Source organism: Secundilactobacillus kimchicus JCM 15530, assembly GCF_001433995.1.
GTDB classification, from domain to species: Bacteria; Bacillota; Bacilli; order Lactobacillales; family Lactobacillaceae; genus Secundilactobacillus; species Secundilactobacillus kimchicus.
The window spans coordinates 73,761-90,437 of record NZ_AZCX01000003.1 but is presented as its reverse complement, the minus strand read 5'-3'; the positions used below and the strand labels follow the sequence as shown (position 1 = coordinate 90,437).

General features: G+C 44.6%; 14 protein-coding genes. 11 read left to right on the top strand and 3 right to left on the bottom strand.

Features of this window, described 5'->3' with window-relative positions; all coding sequences use genetic code 11:
- Positions 1 to 5: 5 nt before the first annotated feature.
- Both FC96_RS05005 and FC96_RS05000 read left to right on the top strand, forming a co-directional pair.
- Positions 6 to 1,094 (top strand): DUF917 domain-containing protein, encoded by a 1,089-nt coding sequence (locus FC96_RS05005; protein WP_056942235.1) that lies wholly within the window; start codon positions 6 to 8, stop codon positions 1,092 to 1,094.
- Positions 1,095 to 2,651, top strand: a complete 1,557-nt coding sequence (locus FC96_RS05000; RefSeq protein WP_056942234.1) for a hydantoinase/oxoprolinase N-terminal domain-containing protein — start codon at positions 1,095 to 1,097, stop codon at positions 2,649 to 2,651.
- Between the two features lie 176 nt (positions 2,652 to 2,827).
- Here the strand turns inward: FC96_RS05000 and FC96_RS04995 are convergent, their stop codons facing one another.
- A complete protein-coding gene (locus FC96_RS04995; protein ID WP_056942233.1) occupies positions 2,828 to 4,387 on the bottom strand; it encodes a DHA2 family efflux MFS transporter permease subunit in 1,560 nt (519 codons plus the stop codon).
- Between the two features lie 10 nt (positions 4,388 to 4,397).
- Positions 4,398 to 4,976 carry a PadR family transcriptional regulator gene (locus FC96_RS04990; RefSeq protein ID WP_054660146.1) on the bottom strand — a complete coding sequence of 193 codons (579 nt, stop codon included), beginning with the start codon at positions 4,974 to 4,976 and terminating at the stop codon, positions 4,398 to 4,400.
- Positions 4,977 to 5,470: 494 nt separating this feature from the next.
- Between FC96_RS04990 and FC96_RS04985 the strand changes: the two genes are divergently transcribed.
- The 6 genes from FC96_RS04985 to FC96_RS04960 are packed head-to-tail and all read left to right on the top strand — an operon-like array spanning position 5,471 to position 9,842.
- The gene (locus FC96_RS04985; RefSeq protein WP_054660144.1) at positions 5,471 to 5,950 is read left to right on the top strand and encodes a GAF domain-containing protein; all 480 of its coding nucleotides are present in this window, start codon (positions 5,471 to 5,473) and stop codon (positions 5,948 to 5,950) included.
- Positions 5,950 to 7,023 (top strand): methionine ABC transporter ATP-binding protein, encoded by a 1,074-nt coding sequence (locus FC96_RS04980; RefSeq protein WP_056942232.1) that lies wholly within the window; start codon positions 5,950 to 5,952, stop codon positions 7,021 to 7,023. The genes FC96_RS04985 and FC96_RS04980 overlap by 1 nt, the downstream gene beginning before the upstream one ends.
- The gene (locus FC96_RS04975; RefSeq protein WP_156403162.1) at positions 7,023 to 7,694 is read left to right on the top strand and encodes a methionine ABC transporter permease; all 672 of its coding nucleotides are present in this window, start codon (positions 7,023 to 7,025) and stop codon (positions 7,692 to 7,694) included. Before FC96_RS04980 ends, FC96_RS04975 begins: the two co-directional genes overlap by 1 nt.
- A gap of 13 nt (positions 7,695 to 7,707) precedes the next feature.
- The gene (locus tag FC96_RS04970; protein WP_054660142.1) at positions 7,708 to 8,568 is read left to right on the top strand and encodes a MetQ/NlpA family ABC transporter substrate-binding protein; all 861 of its coding nucleotides are present in this window, start codon (positions 7,708 to 7,710) and stop codon (positions 8,566 to 8,568) included.
- A 17-nt stretch (positions 8,569 to 8,585) separates the two neighbouring features.
- Complete coding sequence (locus FC96_RS04965; RefSeq protein WP_054660140.1) at positions 8,586 to 9,059, top strand: S-ribosylhomocysteine lyase; 474 nt, start codon at positions 8,586 to 8,588, stop codon at positions 9,057 to 9,059.
- A gap of 12 nt (positions 9,060 to 9,071) precedes the next feature.
- The gene (locus tag FC96_RS04960) at positions 9,072 to 9,842 is read left to right on the top strand and encodes an acetoin reductase (RefSeq protein ID WP_056942231.1); all 771 of its coding nucleotides are present in this window, start codon (positions 9,072 to 9,074) and stop codon (positions 9,840 to 9,842) included.
- Positions 9,843 to 10,007: 165 nt separating this feature from the next.
- Here the strand turns inward: FC96_RS04960 and FC96_RS04955 are convergent, their stop codons facing one another.
- Positions 10,008 to 10,511 carry a hypothetical protein gene (locus tag FC96_RS04955; protein ID WP_056942230.1) on the bottom strand — a complete coding sequence of 168 codons (504 nt, stop codon included), beginning with the start codon at positions 10,509 to 10,511 and terminating at the stop codon, positions 10,008 to 10,010.
- Between the two features lie 376 nt (positions 10,512 to 10,887).
- On the opposite strand from FC96_RS04955, the gene FC96_RS04950 reads away from it, so the two are divergent.
- Genes FC96_RS04950 through FC96_RS04940 form a run of 3 tightly spaced genes read left to right on the top strand, consistent with a single transcriptional unit; the run spans position 10,888 to position 16,597 of the window.
- Positions 10,888 to 13,779, top strand: a complete 2,892-nt coding sequence (locus tag FC96_RS04950; protein ID WP_056942229.1) for a type I restriction endonuclease subunit R — start codon at positions 10,888 to 10,890, stop codon at positions 13,777 to 13,779.
- Positions 13,780 to 13,799: 20 nt separating this feature from the next.
- Entirely contained in the window at positions 13,800 to 15,395 is a 1,596-nt protein-coding gene (locus FC96_RS04945; protein ID WP_056942228.1) for a type I restriction-modification system subunit M, read from the top strand.
- On the top strand, positions 15,392 to 16,597 hold the full coding sequence (locus FC96_RS04940; protein ID WP_056942227.1) for a restriction endonuclease subunit S: 1,206 nt from the start codon (positions 15,392 to 15,394) through the stop codon (positions 16,595 to 16,597). The genes FC96_RS04945 and FC96_RS04940 overlap by 4 nt, the downstream gene beginning before the upstream one ends.
- The last annotated feature ends 80 nt before the right edge of the window (positions 16,598 to 16,677 follow it).

Sequence of the window (16,677 nt, the reverse complement as noted above, 5' to 3'; positions counted from 1 at the left end):
CTAAAATGCGATTAATTGGCCGAGAAGAAATTGAAAATATTGCGTTAGGTGCTTCGTTTTTTGGTGCTGGTGGAGGTGGCAACCCCTATGTTGGCAAAATGATGGCAATTGCAGCGGTCGAAAAATTTGGTCCAGTCAAATTGGTTTCAACCGATGAAATCGAAGAGGAAGACCTTTTCATTTCAGTTGCTGGGATGGGTGCGCCGACGGTTCTTGCTGAGAAGATTCCGAACGGAAATGAATATCGGCACGCTTTCGAAAAGATTAGTCAGTATATCGGAAAGCAGTTTACGGGTGTTTTTCCAATCGAAGCAGGTGGTGTAAACTCAATGATTCCGCTGGTGGTTGCGGCCCAACTCGGTATTCCGCTAGTTGACTGTGATACGATGGGTCGCGCTTTCCCGGAATTGCAGATGACGACGCTTCACCTCGGTGGAATTAATATTTCGCCACTGGTGATTACCGACGAAAAAGGCAATATTTCAGTGACGGAAACGGTGACAGATAAGTGGGCAGAAACCATTTTAAGAGCTGAGACGACTGAAATGGGCGGCCAGGCTGCTGTAGCGTTGTACCCCTGCACGGGCGCCAACCTGAAACAGTGGGGCGTTCACGGCATTGTGTCACAATGTGAAGTTGTCGGCCAGATGATCGAACAGGCTTCTGGCAGCAAAGAAGATCCTTATGAAGCGTTATTGCGTGAAACGGATGGCTTCCACCTGTTTCAAGGAAAGATTGTTGATGTCATTAGAACGACTAAAAATGGCTTTAACTTCGGAACGATTCAGATTGATGGATTAGACCAGAACAAAGGATCTCGCTGCGAAATTGATTTTCAAAATGAAAATAAAATTGCCAAGGTCGATGACCGTTTATCGGCGGTTACGCCTGACCTCATTATCCTGGTAGATACGGAAACGTTGGTCCCTGTGACGACGGAAAATTTAAAATATGGGAAACGGGTCCGCGTCTTGGCTACTAAAGCCAATCCGCTTTGGCGAACTAAAAAGGGAATTGAAACGACTGGGCCACGTTACTTTGGCTACGACATGGACTTCAAGCCAGTTGAGGATTTGCAAAAGGAGGAAGTTTAAATGTATCGGTTAGGGATAGACGTTGGTGGTACGAATACAGATGCCATTATTTTAAACGATCGGTTGCAAGTCATTGCGTCGGTTAAGGCGCATACGACCCAAAATATCGAATCAGGAATTTTCAATGCGTTGACAAAAGTGCTCCAGTTAGCCCATATTAGTCCGTCAGAAATTACCCAAGCAATGTTAGGCACTACCCAGTGTACGAATGCCATCGTTGAACGGAAGCATTTGGCAAAGGTTGGTGTGCTGCGGGTCGGCTATCCCGCAACGGCTTCCGTGCCGCCGTACACGGCTTGGCCGGAGGATATGGTTGAGGCGCTAGGTGGTTATACAGCCATTGTTGATGGTGGCTTTGAGACAGATGGTAGAGTGCTGAATGAAATTGATAAAAAGCAGATTGTTAATATTTTGAGTGATTGGAAAGGTAAAGTCGAATCAGTTGCAATCACAGGTGTGTTTTCTTCGGTGAACGACGAACAAGAAGAAGTTGTCGGTAAACTGGCGAAGCAAATGTTAGGAGAAGACGTCCCGGTTAGTCTATCGTCCAAAATTGGGTCATTGGGGTTAATTGAGCGTGAAAATGCGACGATTTTGAATGCCAGTCTTGCAAAAGTTATCCAGAATACGGTTGATGGTTTTAAGAAGGCTTTGGAGAACGAGGGTGTCGTTAATGCTCGGTTATACCTTTGTCAAAATGATGGGACATTGATGTCTTCAGAATTTGCTCGTCGTTATCCAATTTTGACCATCGGTAGTGGCCCGACAAACAGTATTCGTGGGGCGGCCTACCTGGCAGAAATTAGAAATGCCATTGTGGTTGATGTCGGTGGAACGACGACCGACTTAGGAGTTTTACAAAATGGCTTTCCTCGTGAATCATCTCTGGCGATTGAAGTCGGCGGGATTACCACAAACTTTCGGATGCCGGATGTGATTTCCATTGGTTTAGGCGGTGGGAGTATTGTGACCGTCAACGATGATGGTTCAGTGTCAGTCGGTCCGAAAAGTGTGGGTTATAAAATTGTGGAGGAAGCCATCACGTTTGGTGGCGATACTTTGACGGCTACCGATGTCGCTGTACGACTTGGTATGAGCACTGTCGGTAATCCTGAACGAGTCGCCAAAAAAGTCGATCTTGGAGTAGCTGAAAAGGCCATGGAAGAGATTAAGCGCATGGTCGAAGATGCTGTTGATAAGATGAAAACTAACGCTAACGATGCGTCAATTGTGCTGGTCGGCGGCGGGTCGATTATTGTGCCCGAGAAACTGGCGGGTGTTTCAAAAGCGGTGAAGGATCAGCTTGGTTCGGTCGCAAATGCCATTGGGGCTTCGATTGCTCAAATTAGCGGCCAGATTGAACAAATCTACGTTTATTCTGAGCAAAACCGGGAAGAGTCACTCAATGATGCTCAGAGACAAGCAGCCGACTTAGCCAAGGAAGCTGGGGCGGATGCCAATACATTGGAATTGGTTGAAGTCGAGGAGATTCCAATCGCTTATAATGCGGATGGCTCAACAAAAGTTCGAGTTAAAATTGTGGGTGATTTGTCATAATTTTGATGACCGTCATTTAATGTTGTAAATGCAGATATTATGGTTAAACTAAAATAGCGAACCCCGCCAAAGGTCCTAGAAGGATTTTGGCGGGGTTCGCTATTGTTGAGAGCAATGAAAGAAACTGCTTCGTTTTAGGAAAATACTAGAATGCCGCGGTTGGCGCTAAGCGGCTATCATTGTGTGGCATCCACACTACGCTGCCGCCCGTGCATCAACGTCAGTGCAGCAATCCCGGCAATCACCAACACGACGGCAGCAACTAACGTGATGTTGCGCATTGCGGCGCTATACGCTGCCAAGACGACCGTCTGTAGGCCGGCCGCAAACGGCGTGTGGCTCATTCGCGTCGAGAAAGCGATGCCGTGACCCGCAAATGGACCAGCGTCGACCAGTACCTTAGTGAGGGTCTTCGCCACGCTGGCGGGCATTGCGGCAATATCGGTCATGTGAGTATTTAGGTAGCTTTCGTACCGGTTTGATTGTACCAATCCAAGCCCAACGACGCCAAGGGTGGTACCAATTTGACGGAAGACGTTGATGAGACCACTTGTGAGGCCCATTTCTTTGAGGGCAACACCTTCTAGACCAGCACTGTTCAACAGTGGATTGACCATCCCGTTGGTAATGCCCATCAGGATCATGGCCGGCCACATCTGGTTGAAACTGAGGTGAGTGACCATGGCGTTCATGAACACGACAAAGCCGATGGCACCAATGAACAAGCTATACCCAATCAATTTATTCTTAGCGAACCGGTTGCCTAATGCACCAGTGACGGGCCCAAGAATGAGTGACCAGATACTAATAGTGAGTTGCCGGAGCCCGGTTTGAAAGGCAGTGTAGCCCAAGTAATTTTGCATCAAAACGGTTAAGAACGCATTAAATGAATAGAGACTGATCCCTAATGCGACGGCGACGGTCAGCGTTCCAATCAAGTGGCGGCTCTTGAACATGGCGAGGTCGATCATTGGTTGTTTGACGCGGGATTCGACCCAGATAAAGGCAATGAAGCTGATCACGGCGGCGATAAGCCAACTCAGAATGTTCATGTTGGTCCAGCCCCAGTTAGCGTGGCCTTCCTTTTGAATCAACCCGTAGATCAGCGAAAATAGCGTGAGGGCAGAGAGCACCATTCCCCCAAAATCGACCCGTTCTTTAGCGCCGTAGCTTGGCGTTTCTTTGACATAGGCTAACGTGAGTAGGATGGCGATAATGCCAATGGGCACGTTGATGTAGAAAATGGATGACCAGCCGAAGGTTTCGACCAAGTAGCCGCCAATCAGTGGACCTGAAGCGGTGGAAATTCCAATCACGGAGCCGAGAATTCCTAATGCCACGCCGCGTTCTTTACCTTGGAAGTTCGTGGCCACCAGTGCCATGGCCAGCGAGTTCATGCCGGCACCACCGATGGCTTGAATGCCCCGCCCGATATACAGGGCCATGGCATTTGGCGCAAGGCCATTAATGGCGGATGCAATCACGAAAATGACAATGGAGAGCAGAAAAATCTTCTTGCGGCCAAACATATCACCCAATTTTGAGACAATCAGCAGACTGATGGCCAGAACTAAGGTGTAGATGTTCAACACCCATTGGAGGTTGGTGAAGGTTTCGTTGAAGTGTTTTGCGAGGGCGGGCAGGGCGACATTGACAACGGTGACGTCGAGCAAGCCCATGAAGGTGCCCAATGACATCGCCACGAGGGCGAGCCATTTTTTATAGTTATTTTCCATGAAGTGACCTCTATTCTGTAATTGGTAAGGTAGTGAAGTGGTCGTCGTCCGCGAGTCCGTCGAGGGCGGCAAGTTGTTCGTTGACCCAGGTGAGCTTGGCGTGATTGATGGCCTGTGCGAGATCAAATGCCCGCAGGTTCCAGCCGATATCGACTTGCCGTTCTGGGTTATCTTTTTGGGACAGCAGATGGTCCGTAACGGTTTGGTAGTCCTTTAAATCCTGTAATATGATGGCTTGATAATCAGTCAGAACCGCCCGCTGAAAGCCAACTGTTTCCCGGCCCATGGCCCGGATTTTAAAGCGATAGGTAGCTTCACGCTTGGCGTCATTTGGAATTGGTTGGTGCATTAACTTTTCAAAGTAGGCTCGACCAGCGTCGGTGATGCTGGCGAGTTTTTGTTCCCGGCCCTCAACTCGGAGTTTGGACAAGGTGATATAGCCGTCCTGTTCGAGTTTATGTAGGACAGGATACATGACGCCATTAGAAATTTTTCGTCGGGTGTCCAAGTTTCCTTCCAGAATTTGACGCAGTTTATAGCCCGTTCTATCGTGGACCATTAGGGCGCCGAGGACTAAGAGTTCGTACATTTGGTGAGTGCCTCCTTTTTTTGAACATGTCGTTTCGACCTATTACAGTATAGGTCGAAACGACATATTGTCAAGCGGGTATTTGAATTTAAATGATGATAAAGTCGTGATTTTTAACGCTATAGCCTTTTTAAATTTCACTGTTGACAGATACTAATCAAAGTCTCATAATAATCACCAATGAATCTAATCAAATCAATCAAAAACAACAGATGAGTAAGCGGTCAGTCTTCCTAAGAGAGTTGCCAATGTGGTGCAAGGCAACGTTGATGAGCCGCCGAATATGGTCTGATCAATCGTTTCCACAGCCGAGCATCAGCGAAGCGGTGGCGGGCACTCCCGTTACAGAGTCGGGGTATCTGGCTTTTGCCACGTACCCGCTGAGTCATAACCTGTGAGGGTTATTTAAATCTAAGGTGGTAACGCGAAACGCTCTTTCGTCCTTATTCCAGAAATGGAGGGACGAGGGGCGTTTTTTATTTGGAGGGATTGGAATGAGTCAAAAGACAGAGCGATACGAACTGCTGATTCAACAGGCAAAGGGATTACTGACAGGCGAGTTTGATTTGGTTGCTAACATGAGCAACTTGGCTTCACTAATTTTCAGCGAATTACCTGATTTGAACGGTACGAGTTTTTACCGCTATCAAAACGATGAGCTGATTCTAGGACCGTTTCAGGGGAAGCCAGCGTGCATGCACATTGCAGTTGGTGCTGGTGTTTGTGGGACGGTCGCCGAGACGAAACAATCTGAGATTGTCCCGGATGTTCACCAATTCAAAGGGCATATCGCTTGTGATAGCGCCTCGAATTCAGAGATTGTCGTGCCGATTTTTCAAGACGGTCAATTCTTTGGCGTTCTTGATTTGGATAGTCCGAAGTTTAATACCTTTGATGAGGTAGATGACCATTATTTAAGCCAGATTGCGCCCATTGTGTTCGGCGTTCCGGCTGAGAAGGGAGTTATTGCGTAATGGCAACGGCCACAAACATTATTGACCTCAAAGACATTTCGGTGACATTTAAGACCCATGATCAGACGGTGGCAGCTGTTCAAGACGTTGATTTAACGGTTGAAAAAGGCGATATCTACGGGATCATTGGGTATTCGGGTGCTGGGAAGAGTACTTTGGTGCGGGTGATCAACTTGTTGCAAAAGCCAACAACGGGTTCGGTGACGGTTAGTGGTCAGGACTTGCAAACACTCAAGCCCGTCGAACTTCGACAAGCCCGCAAAAAAGTCAGCATGATCTTTCAACATTTTAATCTGATGGCAGCGCGCACGGTGCTGGGCAATGTGGAATATCCGTTACTGGGGAGCCGGATGAGTAAAGCTGATCGCCGTGCCAAAGCAGCCCGTCTTTTAAAACTCGTGGGGTTAGCAGAGTATGCCGATACCTACCCTAGTCAACTCTCGGGTGGGCAAAAGCAGCGGGTGGCGATTGCCCGTGCATTAGCCAGTGACCCTGAGGTATTGATTTCCGATGAAGCAACGAGTGCCTTGGACCCCAAAACGACGAAGTCGATCCTGAATTTGCTGAAGCGATTGAACGCGGAGTTAGGCGTTACCATCGTCCTGATTACGCATGAAATGCAAGTGATTAAAAGTATCTGCCATAACGTGGCGGTGATGGACGCTGGGCGCATCATTGAACGCGGCCGCGTATCACGGGTGTTTACCCAACCGCAAACGGCGTTGTCACGAGATTTTGTTGAAACGAGCACGAACGTTAAGGAAGCCATTGAGCGCATTGGTTCAACGGTTTCGATTGCCAACTTTGCAAGTAATCAAGAGTTGATGTACTTCAACTTCGTCGGTCAGTCGACGAAGGAAGGCGTGCTGTCGAAGCTTTCCAAGGAATTTGGCATTGACGTCAATATTTTATTTGCCAATATCGATCAGATAGACGGCGAAAACGTCGGCGTGATGATTGCCATTTTAACCGGTGATATTGAAGGCTTTAACACGGCAGTGACGCAATGGAAAGACCGGGGTGTCACGACTCAGATCTTGACGGATGCCAATTTGAAGGGTGGTGAGCTGTAGTGGCGGCTTTAATTCCAAACGTTTTACAAATGAAAGCAGAGTTTTTGCAAGCAACCTGGGAAACCATCTATATGACGTTTTTTTCAGCACTTATTTCAGCGGTTTTAGGCTTATTATTTGGCGTTTTATTGGTCGTCACGCAACCCGGCGGCCTACTGGAAGATCGGTTGACCTACTCGGTATTAGATAAAGTGGTGAATCTATTACGGTCAATTCCATTTATCATTTTGTTAGCCGTCATTTCCCCACTGACCAATTTTCTGATTGGCACAACAGTTGGCACGACCGCGGCTCTGGTTCCCCTGATTTTTGGAATCTTTCCCTTCTATGCGCGGCAGGTTCAAAACGCCTTGCTTGATGTGGATCGAGGCGTCGTTGAAGCAGCAGAATCAATGGGTTCCAGTCCCATGGCCATCATCTTTCGGGTTTATCTCAAGGAAGGGCTGGGCGACATTGTCCGGGTCTCGATTGTGACCGTCATCAGCTTAATTGGATTAACGACGATGGCCGGTGCTATTGGGTCCGGCGGATTAGGCGACATTGCCATCAGTATTGGTTACGCCCGGTTTGAAAACGATATTACGTTTGTTGCGATGATTATTATTTTAATTATGGTTTTTGCCGTTCAAATTATCGGTGATTGGATTGCTAAAAAAGTGGATCATCATTAGAGGAGTGTATGTAATGAAGAAGAGTGCGTTATGGTTAATTGGCATTGTGGTGGTTGTGATTGCCGCTGGATTTGGGATTCATGCGGTGACGAGCCAGAGTAAAGCAAGTGGGCAGTCGAGTACGATTACCATTGGTTCACAAGGGTCGGATTATGATATTTGGCAACATATTGCGAAGTCCGATGAAGCGAAGAAGGCCGGTTTGAAGATCAACGTGAAACAAATTACCGATGGTGTGCAACTGAATAAGGCCACCTCTGCAGGAAACGTCGATGTTAATGCGTTTCAGTCTTGGTCATACTATCTGACGTATAACCAACAGAATCCGAAACAGAAGCTGGCTGCTTTGGGGACGACTTACTTGGAGCCATTGGGTCTGTATTCGAAAAAGGTGAAGTCGGTGAAGCAAATTCCAAACGGGGCCACGATTGCGATTGCGGATAACCCGTCACAAGCAGCGCGGGGATTATTGCTACTCCAAAAGGCCGGTTTGATCACGTTGAATAAGGACTTCGGCATTTTGGGAACCATCAAGGATATTAAAAGTAACCCCAAGCATCTCAAGTTTAAACAAATTGACGATACAACCGGCCCACGGATCATTAACGACGTGGATGCCGTGTTGATTTCTAATACCGTGGCGCTCGAGGGGGACCTCCACGTGTTGACGGATTCCATCTTCCACGAAAATGTGGACCAAAGTACCAAAGATAACATCAATATTTTGGCGACAGCTGCCAAGAATAAGAACAACAAGAACTATAAAAAGCTCGTTAAACTCTACCACGAGCCAAGTATTCAAAAGTATATCAAGGATAAGTACTACGGCACTAAGATTGAAGTTTCAAAACCACTATCATATTTCGATAATTAAAAGGAGTGCAGTTAAAAATGGCAAAAGTTGAAAGCTTTACGTTAGATCACACAAAGGTAAAGGCCCCATACGTTCGATTAATTACGGAAGAAAACGGTGGCAAGGGCGATACAATCAGCAACTACGACTTACGATTGGTTCAGCCAAACGCCAACGCCATTCCAACGGCGGGGCTCCACACGATTGAACACTTGCTGGCAGGGTTATTACGCGACCGATTGGCCGGTGTCATTGACTGCTCACCATTTGGCTGTCGCACTGGCTTTCATTTGATTACCTGGGGCGAGCACTCGACAACCGAAGTGGCTAAGGCGCTGAAGGGTGCGCTTGAGGAAATCGCTACGGTGACGAAGTGGGAAGACGTGCCCGGCGTCGACGTTTATAGCTGTGGCAACTACCGCGACCATTCGTTGTTCTCGGCCAAAGAATGGGCTAAGAAGATTCTCGACGAAGGCATCAGTGACGACGCTTTTAATCGCAACGTGATCTAGGGGGACTGGCAAATGACAAAAGTAGCGATTGTAACGGGCGCGGGCCAAGGCATCGGTGAAGGTATCGCACACCGCTTGGCAGCGGCTGGTTTCGCCATTGCGGTGGCTGATATTAATGCGGAGACGGCAGCAAAGGTAGCTGGAGACTTACGCGGTGAAGGCCACGAAGCGGAAGCATTTGTGCTGGATGTGGCGGATCGCGACGCCGTCTTTACGTTAGTCCAGAAGGCGGTTGACCAGTTTGGCGAACTCGGGGCCTACATCAATAACGCGGGTGTGGCCTTTATTGATTCGTTTGTGGACTCGGACCCAGCGGACGTGGAACGTTTGCTAGATGTGAATTTGAAAGGCACCTACTGGGGCATTCAAGCGGCTGCCGAGCAGTTTAAAAAGCAGGGGCACGGCGGACGCATCGTCAATGCTGCGTCGTTAGCCGGCTACGAGGCCTCAGCGCTCCAGAGTGCTTACTCGGCGTCGAAGTTTGCGATTCGTGGGCTGACCCAATCGGCTGCTAAGGAATTGGCCGCCGACAAGATTACCGTGAATGCCTACAACCCCGGCATCGTGCGAACGAAGATGCGTGATGCGATTGATAAAAAGACCGCTACGATTAAGGGGAAGACGATTCCTGAGCAGCAGGCCGATTGCCTGACGGAGATTGCGATTGGCCGCGAGGCGACACCGGCGGATGTGGCTGAGGTTGTGGCTTGGTTTGTGTCGGACGCTGCGGGGTATGTGACTGGGCAGTCGTTGCAGGTGGATGGGGGGATGAGGTTTCATTAGTAAAAAGGATGCAAAAATAGAATCCCTTTCATTAAGAGAATATAACTCATTAAATAATAGGTTGATTGCTGTTCTACTTTTAAGGTAATCACTGGATGAGTTAAGTCTCTTATCGGAAGGGATTTTATTGTGGCTCACGGATAATCATTACACACTTAGTGGGGGCTAATGTGAGTTAAGGTTTCGTTCTGCGTGTAAATTTCGAAGCCTGATCTTTCCGATGAAAAAACCACAAGAAAAATTGAAGGATAGACACAAAGTTAAGTATTGAGGAAGAAATAAGAAAAGAAAGACAATTACTAGGGCCAGCGGGAATTGGTAGCTATCTACACTTGAAAGCTCGTCGGTGGCTTTAAGTAACTTTTTTAAAACCTCTTGGTGATCGGTGACATAGGGGACTAAAAAAGCTGCGAGAGTTAAAACTGATCCAATGATATTTGTCCATAAATAGGTGCTTTTAACCTTTACAAGATAAGATTCTTTGTCAGGGTGTTGAGAATAGACCGACGTGGCGCTAAAGAATGAAAGGATGAAGGTTGAGAATAAAAATGACCAAATAGAAGGGTCGACATTGTCAGCAATGAAGGCATTAACGATGAGAAAAATTAATGACCCAGAAATTGGATGAAAAGCGAGATAGAGGAAGAGAGAGTTAATTTTTGAAGGCAAAGTGAGAAAATCCTTCTCAAACCCCTTAGCAACCGTTTTTATTGAGCGAGTGGTGCTTTTTGTGTGAAGGCTTCTTAAAGTAGTCGATAGCATTATAAAAAAGTGCAAAAATAAAGGTTAAAATAATGATGTTGGGTAATGCGATGAACCAATTATGTAGAATTGTTAATGGTGGTTCGAATAAGGATCTCTCATTGAGAGGATTTTGTAAAAATAAGTTAGACATATTCTCTTCCTTTCAAAATGTTAGATTGTTATTTGACTATAGCATATTCCAGAAAGTTACAAAACTTACGCTTGTTTTGAGAAAAATTCAGATATCGTGATGATTTAAGTTATAATAGTTGGTGATTACGTACGTATTTGGGGGATTTTTATGTCTAGTGATTTCCAATCTGAGGCTGCGCTTGAAGAACAATTCATGAGAAAACTTCAAAGCGTTGGCTACAAAAATATTAAGCTTGCCGACGAAGCCGCTGTTTTGAATCATTTTCGAGAAATTTTGAACGAAAGAAACGTAGATAATCTAAAAGGTCAAAAATTGAGCGATGTTGAATTTGAGCGCGTTTTGAACGAATTAGTAGGTTCAAAGTCGTTGTTTGAGATCGCCCAACTTTTGCGTGGTTCAGATGTGCAACCATACGGTAAAATTGTCATAACTAGAGATGACAACAGCGAACTATATCTAGAGTTCTTCGATGGCGTAGATTTTTCCCATAACACGTACGAGGTTGCCCATCAAATTACGATCAATGCCAAGTATACGAACCGTTACGACGTGACGGTCCTAGTTAATGGACTTCCTATCGCTCAGATTGAACTTAAGCGACGTGGGACAGATTTTGGCGAGGCCTTTAATCAAATTATTCGGTATAGAGATGAATCGTATCGACAACTGTTTCGATTTGTGCAAATTTTCGTGGTTTCCAATGGAGATGAAACCCGTTATTTTGCAAATGGGGATGGAAAATTAAATGCCAATTTCATGTTCTATTGGACGAATCAAAACAACGAATGGCTTAATGATATAGACGCATTCACATCGTCTTTTTTCGATCTAAAACGTTTCCACAGTTTAATTGCTGACTATACGATTTTTGATAACGATCAGTCTAGAATGCTGATTATGCGTCCTTATCAGGTCTACGCAACTGAAGCCATACTGCTGCAGGCGAAAGAAAATCCTCATGAGAATGGGTATATTTGGCATACGACTGGTTCCGGTAAAACGATCACGTCATTTAAAGCCAGCCGGTTAATTGCTCAAAAAACAAATGCTGAAAAGGTCATCTTTTTAATTGATCGTTCAGACCTAGATATTCAGACCGCAAAAAACTTTAATTCATATTTGCCTAATAGTAGTTCCTCCGAACCCGCCCTCGATAGAACGAAAAGCACCCGAAAACTAGTTGAACAATTAGGTAGCAAAGATAATTCGCTAATTGTGACCACAATTCAAAAGCTTAATAATGCGATATCTGGCGATCGGTACAAAAAACTCTTGGAATCATTTCATGATAAACACGTGGTTTTTATTGAGGATGAAGCTCATAGAAGTCAATTTGGTGAAATGCGCAAAAATGTCAACAAATGGTTTCAAAACGCACAACACTTTGGCTTTACTGGGACCCCTATTTTTGCAGAAAATGTCGGACCTGATGGCAGAACGACTGAAACCCTATATGGGAAGTGTCTTCATAAATATTTGATCAAGGATGCTATTCGCGACCACAATGTTTTAGGGTTCAGTATCCAATATCTCAACACTATCAAGGGACATGACGTGTTCTTAGATGGGAGCGACGAAGTTTCAGGTATTAAAGTTAAGGAAGCGTTTGAGAACGAAGACCGCCTGAAAATGATCGTGCAACATATTATGTTAAATCACGACCAAATTACTGATCACAGGCGCTACAATGCCATCTTGACTGTGCCTGATACGAGTATGGCCTTGAAGTACTATCATACGTTTAAAGAGTTGGATAAAAATAACAATTTTAACGTTACCTCTATTTTTACTTGGGCGGCAAATGAAAATGGTGTACGTGAGAAGCAGACTGGGGATGAACACCCAGATCAAGTGGATGAGTTAACTTCAAGACATGGCTTGGACCGTGTCATTGATGATTATAATGCTATGTATGGGACCTCTTTTAGTACCGATGATTTTAAGGGGTATTTTGCTGATGTTTCAAAGCGAATGAAGGCCCATAACGACCGTACGCCAAAAGACAATATTGACATCCTGATTGTGGTTAATATGTTTCTTACCGGCTTTGACTCGCCGAAACTTTCAACGCTGTATTCAGATAAAAAATTGAAGTGGCACGGTTTAATACAAGCGTTTTCGCGGACAAATAGAGTGGAACAACAGTCGAAACCATCAGGCAATATTGTGACCTATCGGAACATCAAAAAGCAAACCGATGATGCAGTTAAATTATTTTCAGCAGGGTCTTCGAAGTACTTTTTTGTTCCGACTTATGAAGACCTGTTATCTCAGCTTGAAAATGCAATTCACGATCTGCACCAGGTTGCACCAACTCCGGAGTCCGTCGATAAACTTCATAATATCGGTGATGAAGCGCTTAAGGACTTTGTGTTAGCCTTTAGAGAGGTGCTGAGGGTTCATAATAGGATTCGCGTTTACGACGATTTTGAATGGGCCAACCTTGAAGACTTCACAGATGGTGATATGCAACGTTATCGGAGTAAATACTCGGTAGCTTACGAAGACCTGAAGAGAAATACGCCAGAAAAAGGGGAGAAAGTCTCTTTTTTGAACGATATTGATTTTGAGATTGAGTTGCTGGCATCGGATCAAATTGACGTTCAATATATTTCTAATCTAGTGAAGGCGATTGATCTAGAGAATGCTGCTAACCAGCAAGCTGACGTGCATAAGATTAAGCACTTGCTTGAGAACGCAGATAACCCGGATCTTCGACTAAAGGCTAATTTGATTAATGAATTTTTGGATGAAATCATACCTAAACTTGAGCCTAACGACAACGTTTCCAGTGAACTAAGTCGTTATTTGGCAAATAAACGAGAAGAATCAGTTTCTGAATTCTCAGAAGAAACTAAACTACCTGAGGCGGTTGTTCAGAAACAAATTGATAATTATGAGTTTTACGGTTCTACGAACTCTAGAGAATTGACAAAGGAATTAAACGAAATCGGATATGGATTTAAGCAACAAATTAGTATTAAACAGCGGGTTACTAACTTTGTAAAAGAGACCCTGCGCAAGTTTGTCATGTCTTAATTCAAAAGGGGAATTATCTAATGTCAGAAACACATATCACGCAGGCTGAACAACAGGCTGATTTACAAAAGAGCCTTTGGGCTGCAGCTAATGATCTACGCGGGAATATGGATGCTAGTGAGTATCGAAATTATATGTTGGGCTTAATTTTCTACCGCTTCTTATCCGCCAGAACCGAAGGATACACAAAGCAACTTTTAGAAAATGATGGTCTGACGTTTGTCGAAGCGTATGCGGATGAAGATATGAAGGAGGCCTTGAGAGAAGAGGTCACGAATACTCTCGGCTTCTTTATCGAACCCAGATACCTTTTTACATCGCTTATCGAAGCCATTCAGGCTGGCAAGTTTGATATAGAGACGCTTCAAACGGCTGTGCATGAAGTCCAAAATTCTACAATTGGTAGAGAATCCGAACCAGATTTTAAGGGTTTGTTTGATGACATGGATTTATCGTCGAATCGCCTCGGTAATACGGTAGCGCAGCGTAGTGAATTGATGGCAAAAGTCATGTTGAATCTGGCCGATATTTCTTTTGGTGTAGACGACATGGAGATTGATGTTTTAGGCGACGCATATGAATATTTGATTAGTCAATTCGCCGCAACTGCAGGAAAAAAAGCCGGGGAATTTTATACGCCTCAGCAAGTGTCTCGAATTCTGTCAAGAATTGTGACTAGCGGGAAAAAACAGCTAAAATCGGTTTACGATCCCACTATGGGGTCTGGGTCACTGTTGCTTCGAGTCGGCAACTACGCGAAAATTGGTGACTATTATGGTCAGGAACTTAACGGAACGACCTATAATTTGGCACGAATGAATCTCCTGATGCATGGGGTGAACTACAGCCGCTTTGATGTCTACAATGGGGATACCCTTGAAGATGACCACTTTGAAGGGCAAAGTTTTGATGCAGTTGTTGCAAACCCACCGTACTCGGCCAATTGGAATCCAGACGGCAAGTTAGAGGACGAGCGATTCAGAAAGTACGGAAAAACCGCACCGAAATCAAAGGCCGACTTCGCTTTTGTTCAACATATGCTTTACCATTTGAATGAAGATGGCACCATGGCGGTAGTGTTACCACATGGTGTGTTGTTTAGGGGAGCCGCAGAGGGTAAAATCCGCCAATACATGATTGAGAATGATAATGTATTGGATGCTGTCATTGGCCTGCCCGCTAACCTGTTCTTTGGGACCTCTATCCCAACTTGCATACTTGTCTTTAAGAAAAATCGCGAAAACAAAGACATTATGTTTATTGACGCCTCAAACGAGTTTGAAAAAGGGAAAAATCAAAACAATTTGACTGACGTCCAAATTGATAAAATTGTGAATACTTATCTTAAGCGAAAGAACGTTGAAAAATACGCTCATGATGCCAGTTATCAAGAAATTCAAGACAACGAATTTAACTTAAATATTCCTCGGTATGTTGACACTTTCGAAGAAGAACCACCGGTTGATGTTGATAAGCTAGTGGCCGATATTGCGAGTACTGATGAGGAAATTTCCAAGCTAGAAAAGGAATTTACTGGGATGTTGAATGACTTAGTGGGTCAAAATCCTGACGCTCAAGAGCAGCTTACGAAGATTAAGGAGCTGTTTAATAAATGATTGACAAAAAAATACCGAATGTGAGATTCAAGGGATTTAATGACCCTTGGGAACAGCGTAAGCTGTCTGAACTTGGTACACATTTTTCTGGACTGTCAGGAAAAAACAAAGATGATTTTGGACACGGGACGGCGCGGTATGTAACATATAGAAATGTGTATGCCAATCCCTTTACAAGTGGCAGAAGTCTCGATGCCGTTGAGATTGACTTAAAACAAACTACAGTTCAATATGGAGATGTATTTTTCACGGTCTCAAGCGAAACGCCAAATGAGGTTGGCATGTCTTCAGTGTGGATGAAAACAATACCGGACGTATACTTGAATAGTTTCTGTTTTGGCTTTCGCCCGTTCTCGCCAACTGACGCTGCTGCATTGTATTATGGGGTATATTTTAGATCTCCGTATTTCCGTCGTGAAATCGTCAAATTGGCTCAAGGTATTTCGCGGTATAATATTTCAGCAAAAAAAGTTCTCGCGTTACAAATCGACTTTCCTAAGTCGAGTGAACAGGTGCAAATCGGGCAACTATTTAAATTGCTCGGATCCTCAATCGCTTCCAATCAACGTAAGCTTGATCAGCTAAAGACTTTAAAAAAATTACTACTTCAGAAAATTTTCGATCAAGAGTGGCGATTCAAAGGTTTCACTGACCCTTGGGAACAGCGTAAGTTGGGTCAACTGGTATCTATTTATTCAGGGAATGCGCCATCGCAGATGATTTTTAATTCTTATGCATTAATTCCTTATATCAAAGTGGATGACTTGAACAATTCGCAGCGTTATCAAAGAGAATCAAGGCTTTTAGTAATTGAAGATTCAAGAGTCGATCTAGTACCAGCCAATTCAGTTATTTTCCCCAAAAGAGGTGCGGCAATACTAAATAATAAGGTGCGTATATTAACTCGTCCTGCATATATGGACACCAACATGATGGCTCTAGAGCCAATTGACATTGACGCAAAATTTTTGTATTCCAGTATATATGTAGTTGGTCTTTACAAGATTGCCGATACCTCAACTATCCCGCAGATTAACAATAAACACATTATCCCTTATCGTTTAACTGTACCTAAGCGAATTGAACAAGCAAAAATTGGAGGGTCTTTGGAAACTATAGATTTACTCATCGCTTCCAATCAACGTAAGCTTGATCAGCTCAAACAACTAAAAAAATGGCTACTTCAAAATTTATTTGTTTAAACTATTGAATTTTGGGCGGGTTACGCTGCCGTTGAGCGATATGGTAAGTCAAAATACGAGCATCTAAATCTTCTTTCTGT

Bases quoted from the DNA above. Each gene is read 5' to 3' on its own strand.
- FC96_RS04945 (WP_056942228.1), top strand. From the start codon at position 13,800: ATGTCAGAAACACATATCACGCAGGCTGAACAACAGGCTGATTTACAA.
- FC96_RS04960 (WP_056942231.1), top strand. From the start codon at position 9,072: ATGACAAAAGTAGCGATTGTAACGGGCGCGGGCCAAGGCATCGGTGAA.
- FC96_RS04940 (WP_056942227.1), top strand. From the start codon at position 15,392: ATGATTGACAAAAAAATACCGAATGTGAGATTCAAGGGATTTAATGAC.
- FC96_RS04970 (WP_054660142.1), top strand. From the start codon at position 7,708: ATGAAGAAGAGTGCGTTATGGTTAATTGGCATTGTGGTGGTTGTGATT.
- FC96_RS04965 (WP_054660140.1), top strand. From the start codon at position 8,586: ATGGCAAAAGTTGAAAGCTTTACGTTAGATCACACAAAGGTAAAGGCC.
- FC96_RS04985 (WP_054660144.1), top strand. From the start codon at position 5,471: ATGAGTCAAAAGACAGAGCGATACGAACTGCTGATTCAACAGGCAAAG.
- FC96_RS04990 (WP_054660146.1), bottom strand. From the start codon at position 4,976: ATGTACGAACTCTTAGTCCTCGGCGCCCTAATGGTCCACGATAGAACG.
- FC96_RS05005 (WP_056942235.1), top strand. From the start codon at position 6: ATGCGATTAATTGGCCGAGAAGAAATTGAAAATATTGCGTTAGGTGCT.
- FC96_RS04950 (WP_056942229.1), top strand. From the start codon at position 10,888: ATGTCTAGTGATTTCCAATCTGAGGCTGCGCTTGAAGAACAATTCATG.
- FC96_RS05000 (WP_056942234.1), top strand. From the start codon at position 1,095: ATGTATCGGTTAGGGATAGACGTTGGTGGTACGAATACAGATGCCATT.
- FC96_RS04980 (WP_056942232.1), top strand. From the start codon at position 5,950: ATGGCAACGGCCACAAACATTATTGACCTCAAAGACATTTCGGTGACA.
- FC96_RS04995 (WP_056942233.1), bottom strand. From the start codon at position 4,387: ATGGAAAATAACTATAAAAAATGGCTCGCCCTCGTGGCGATGTCATTG.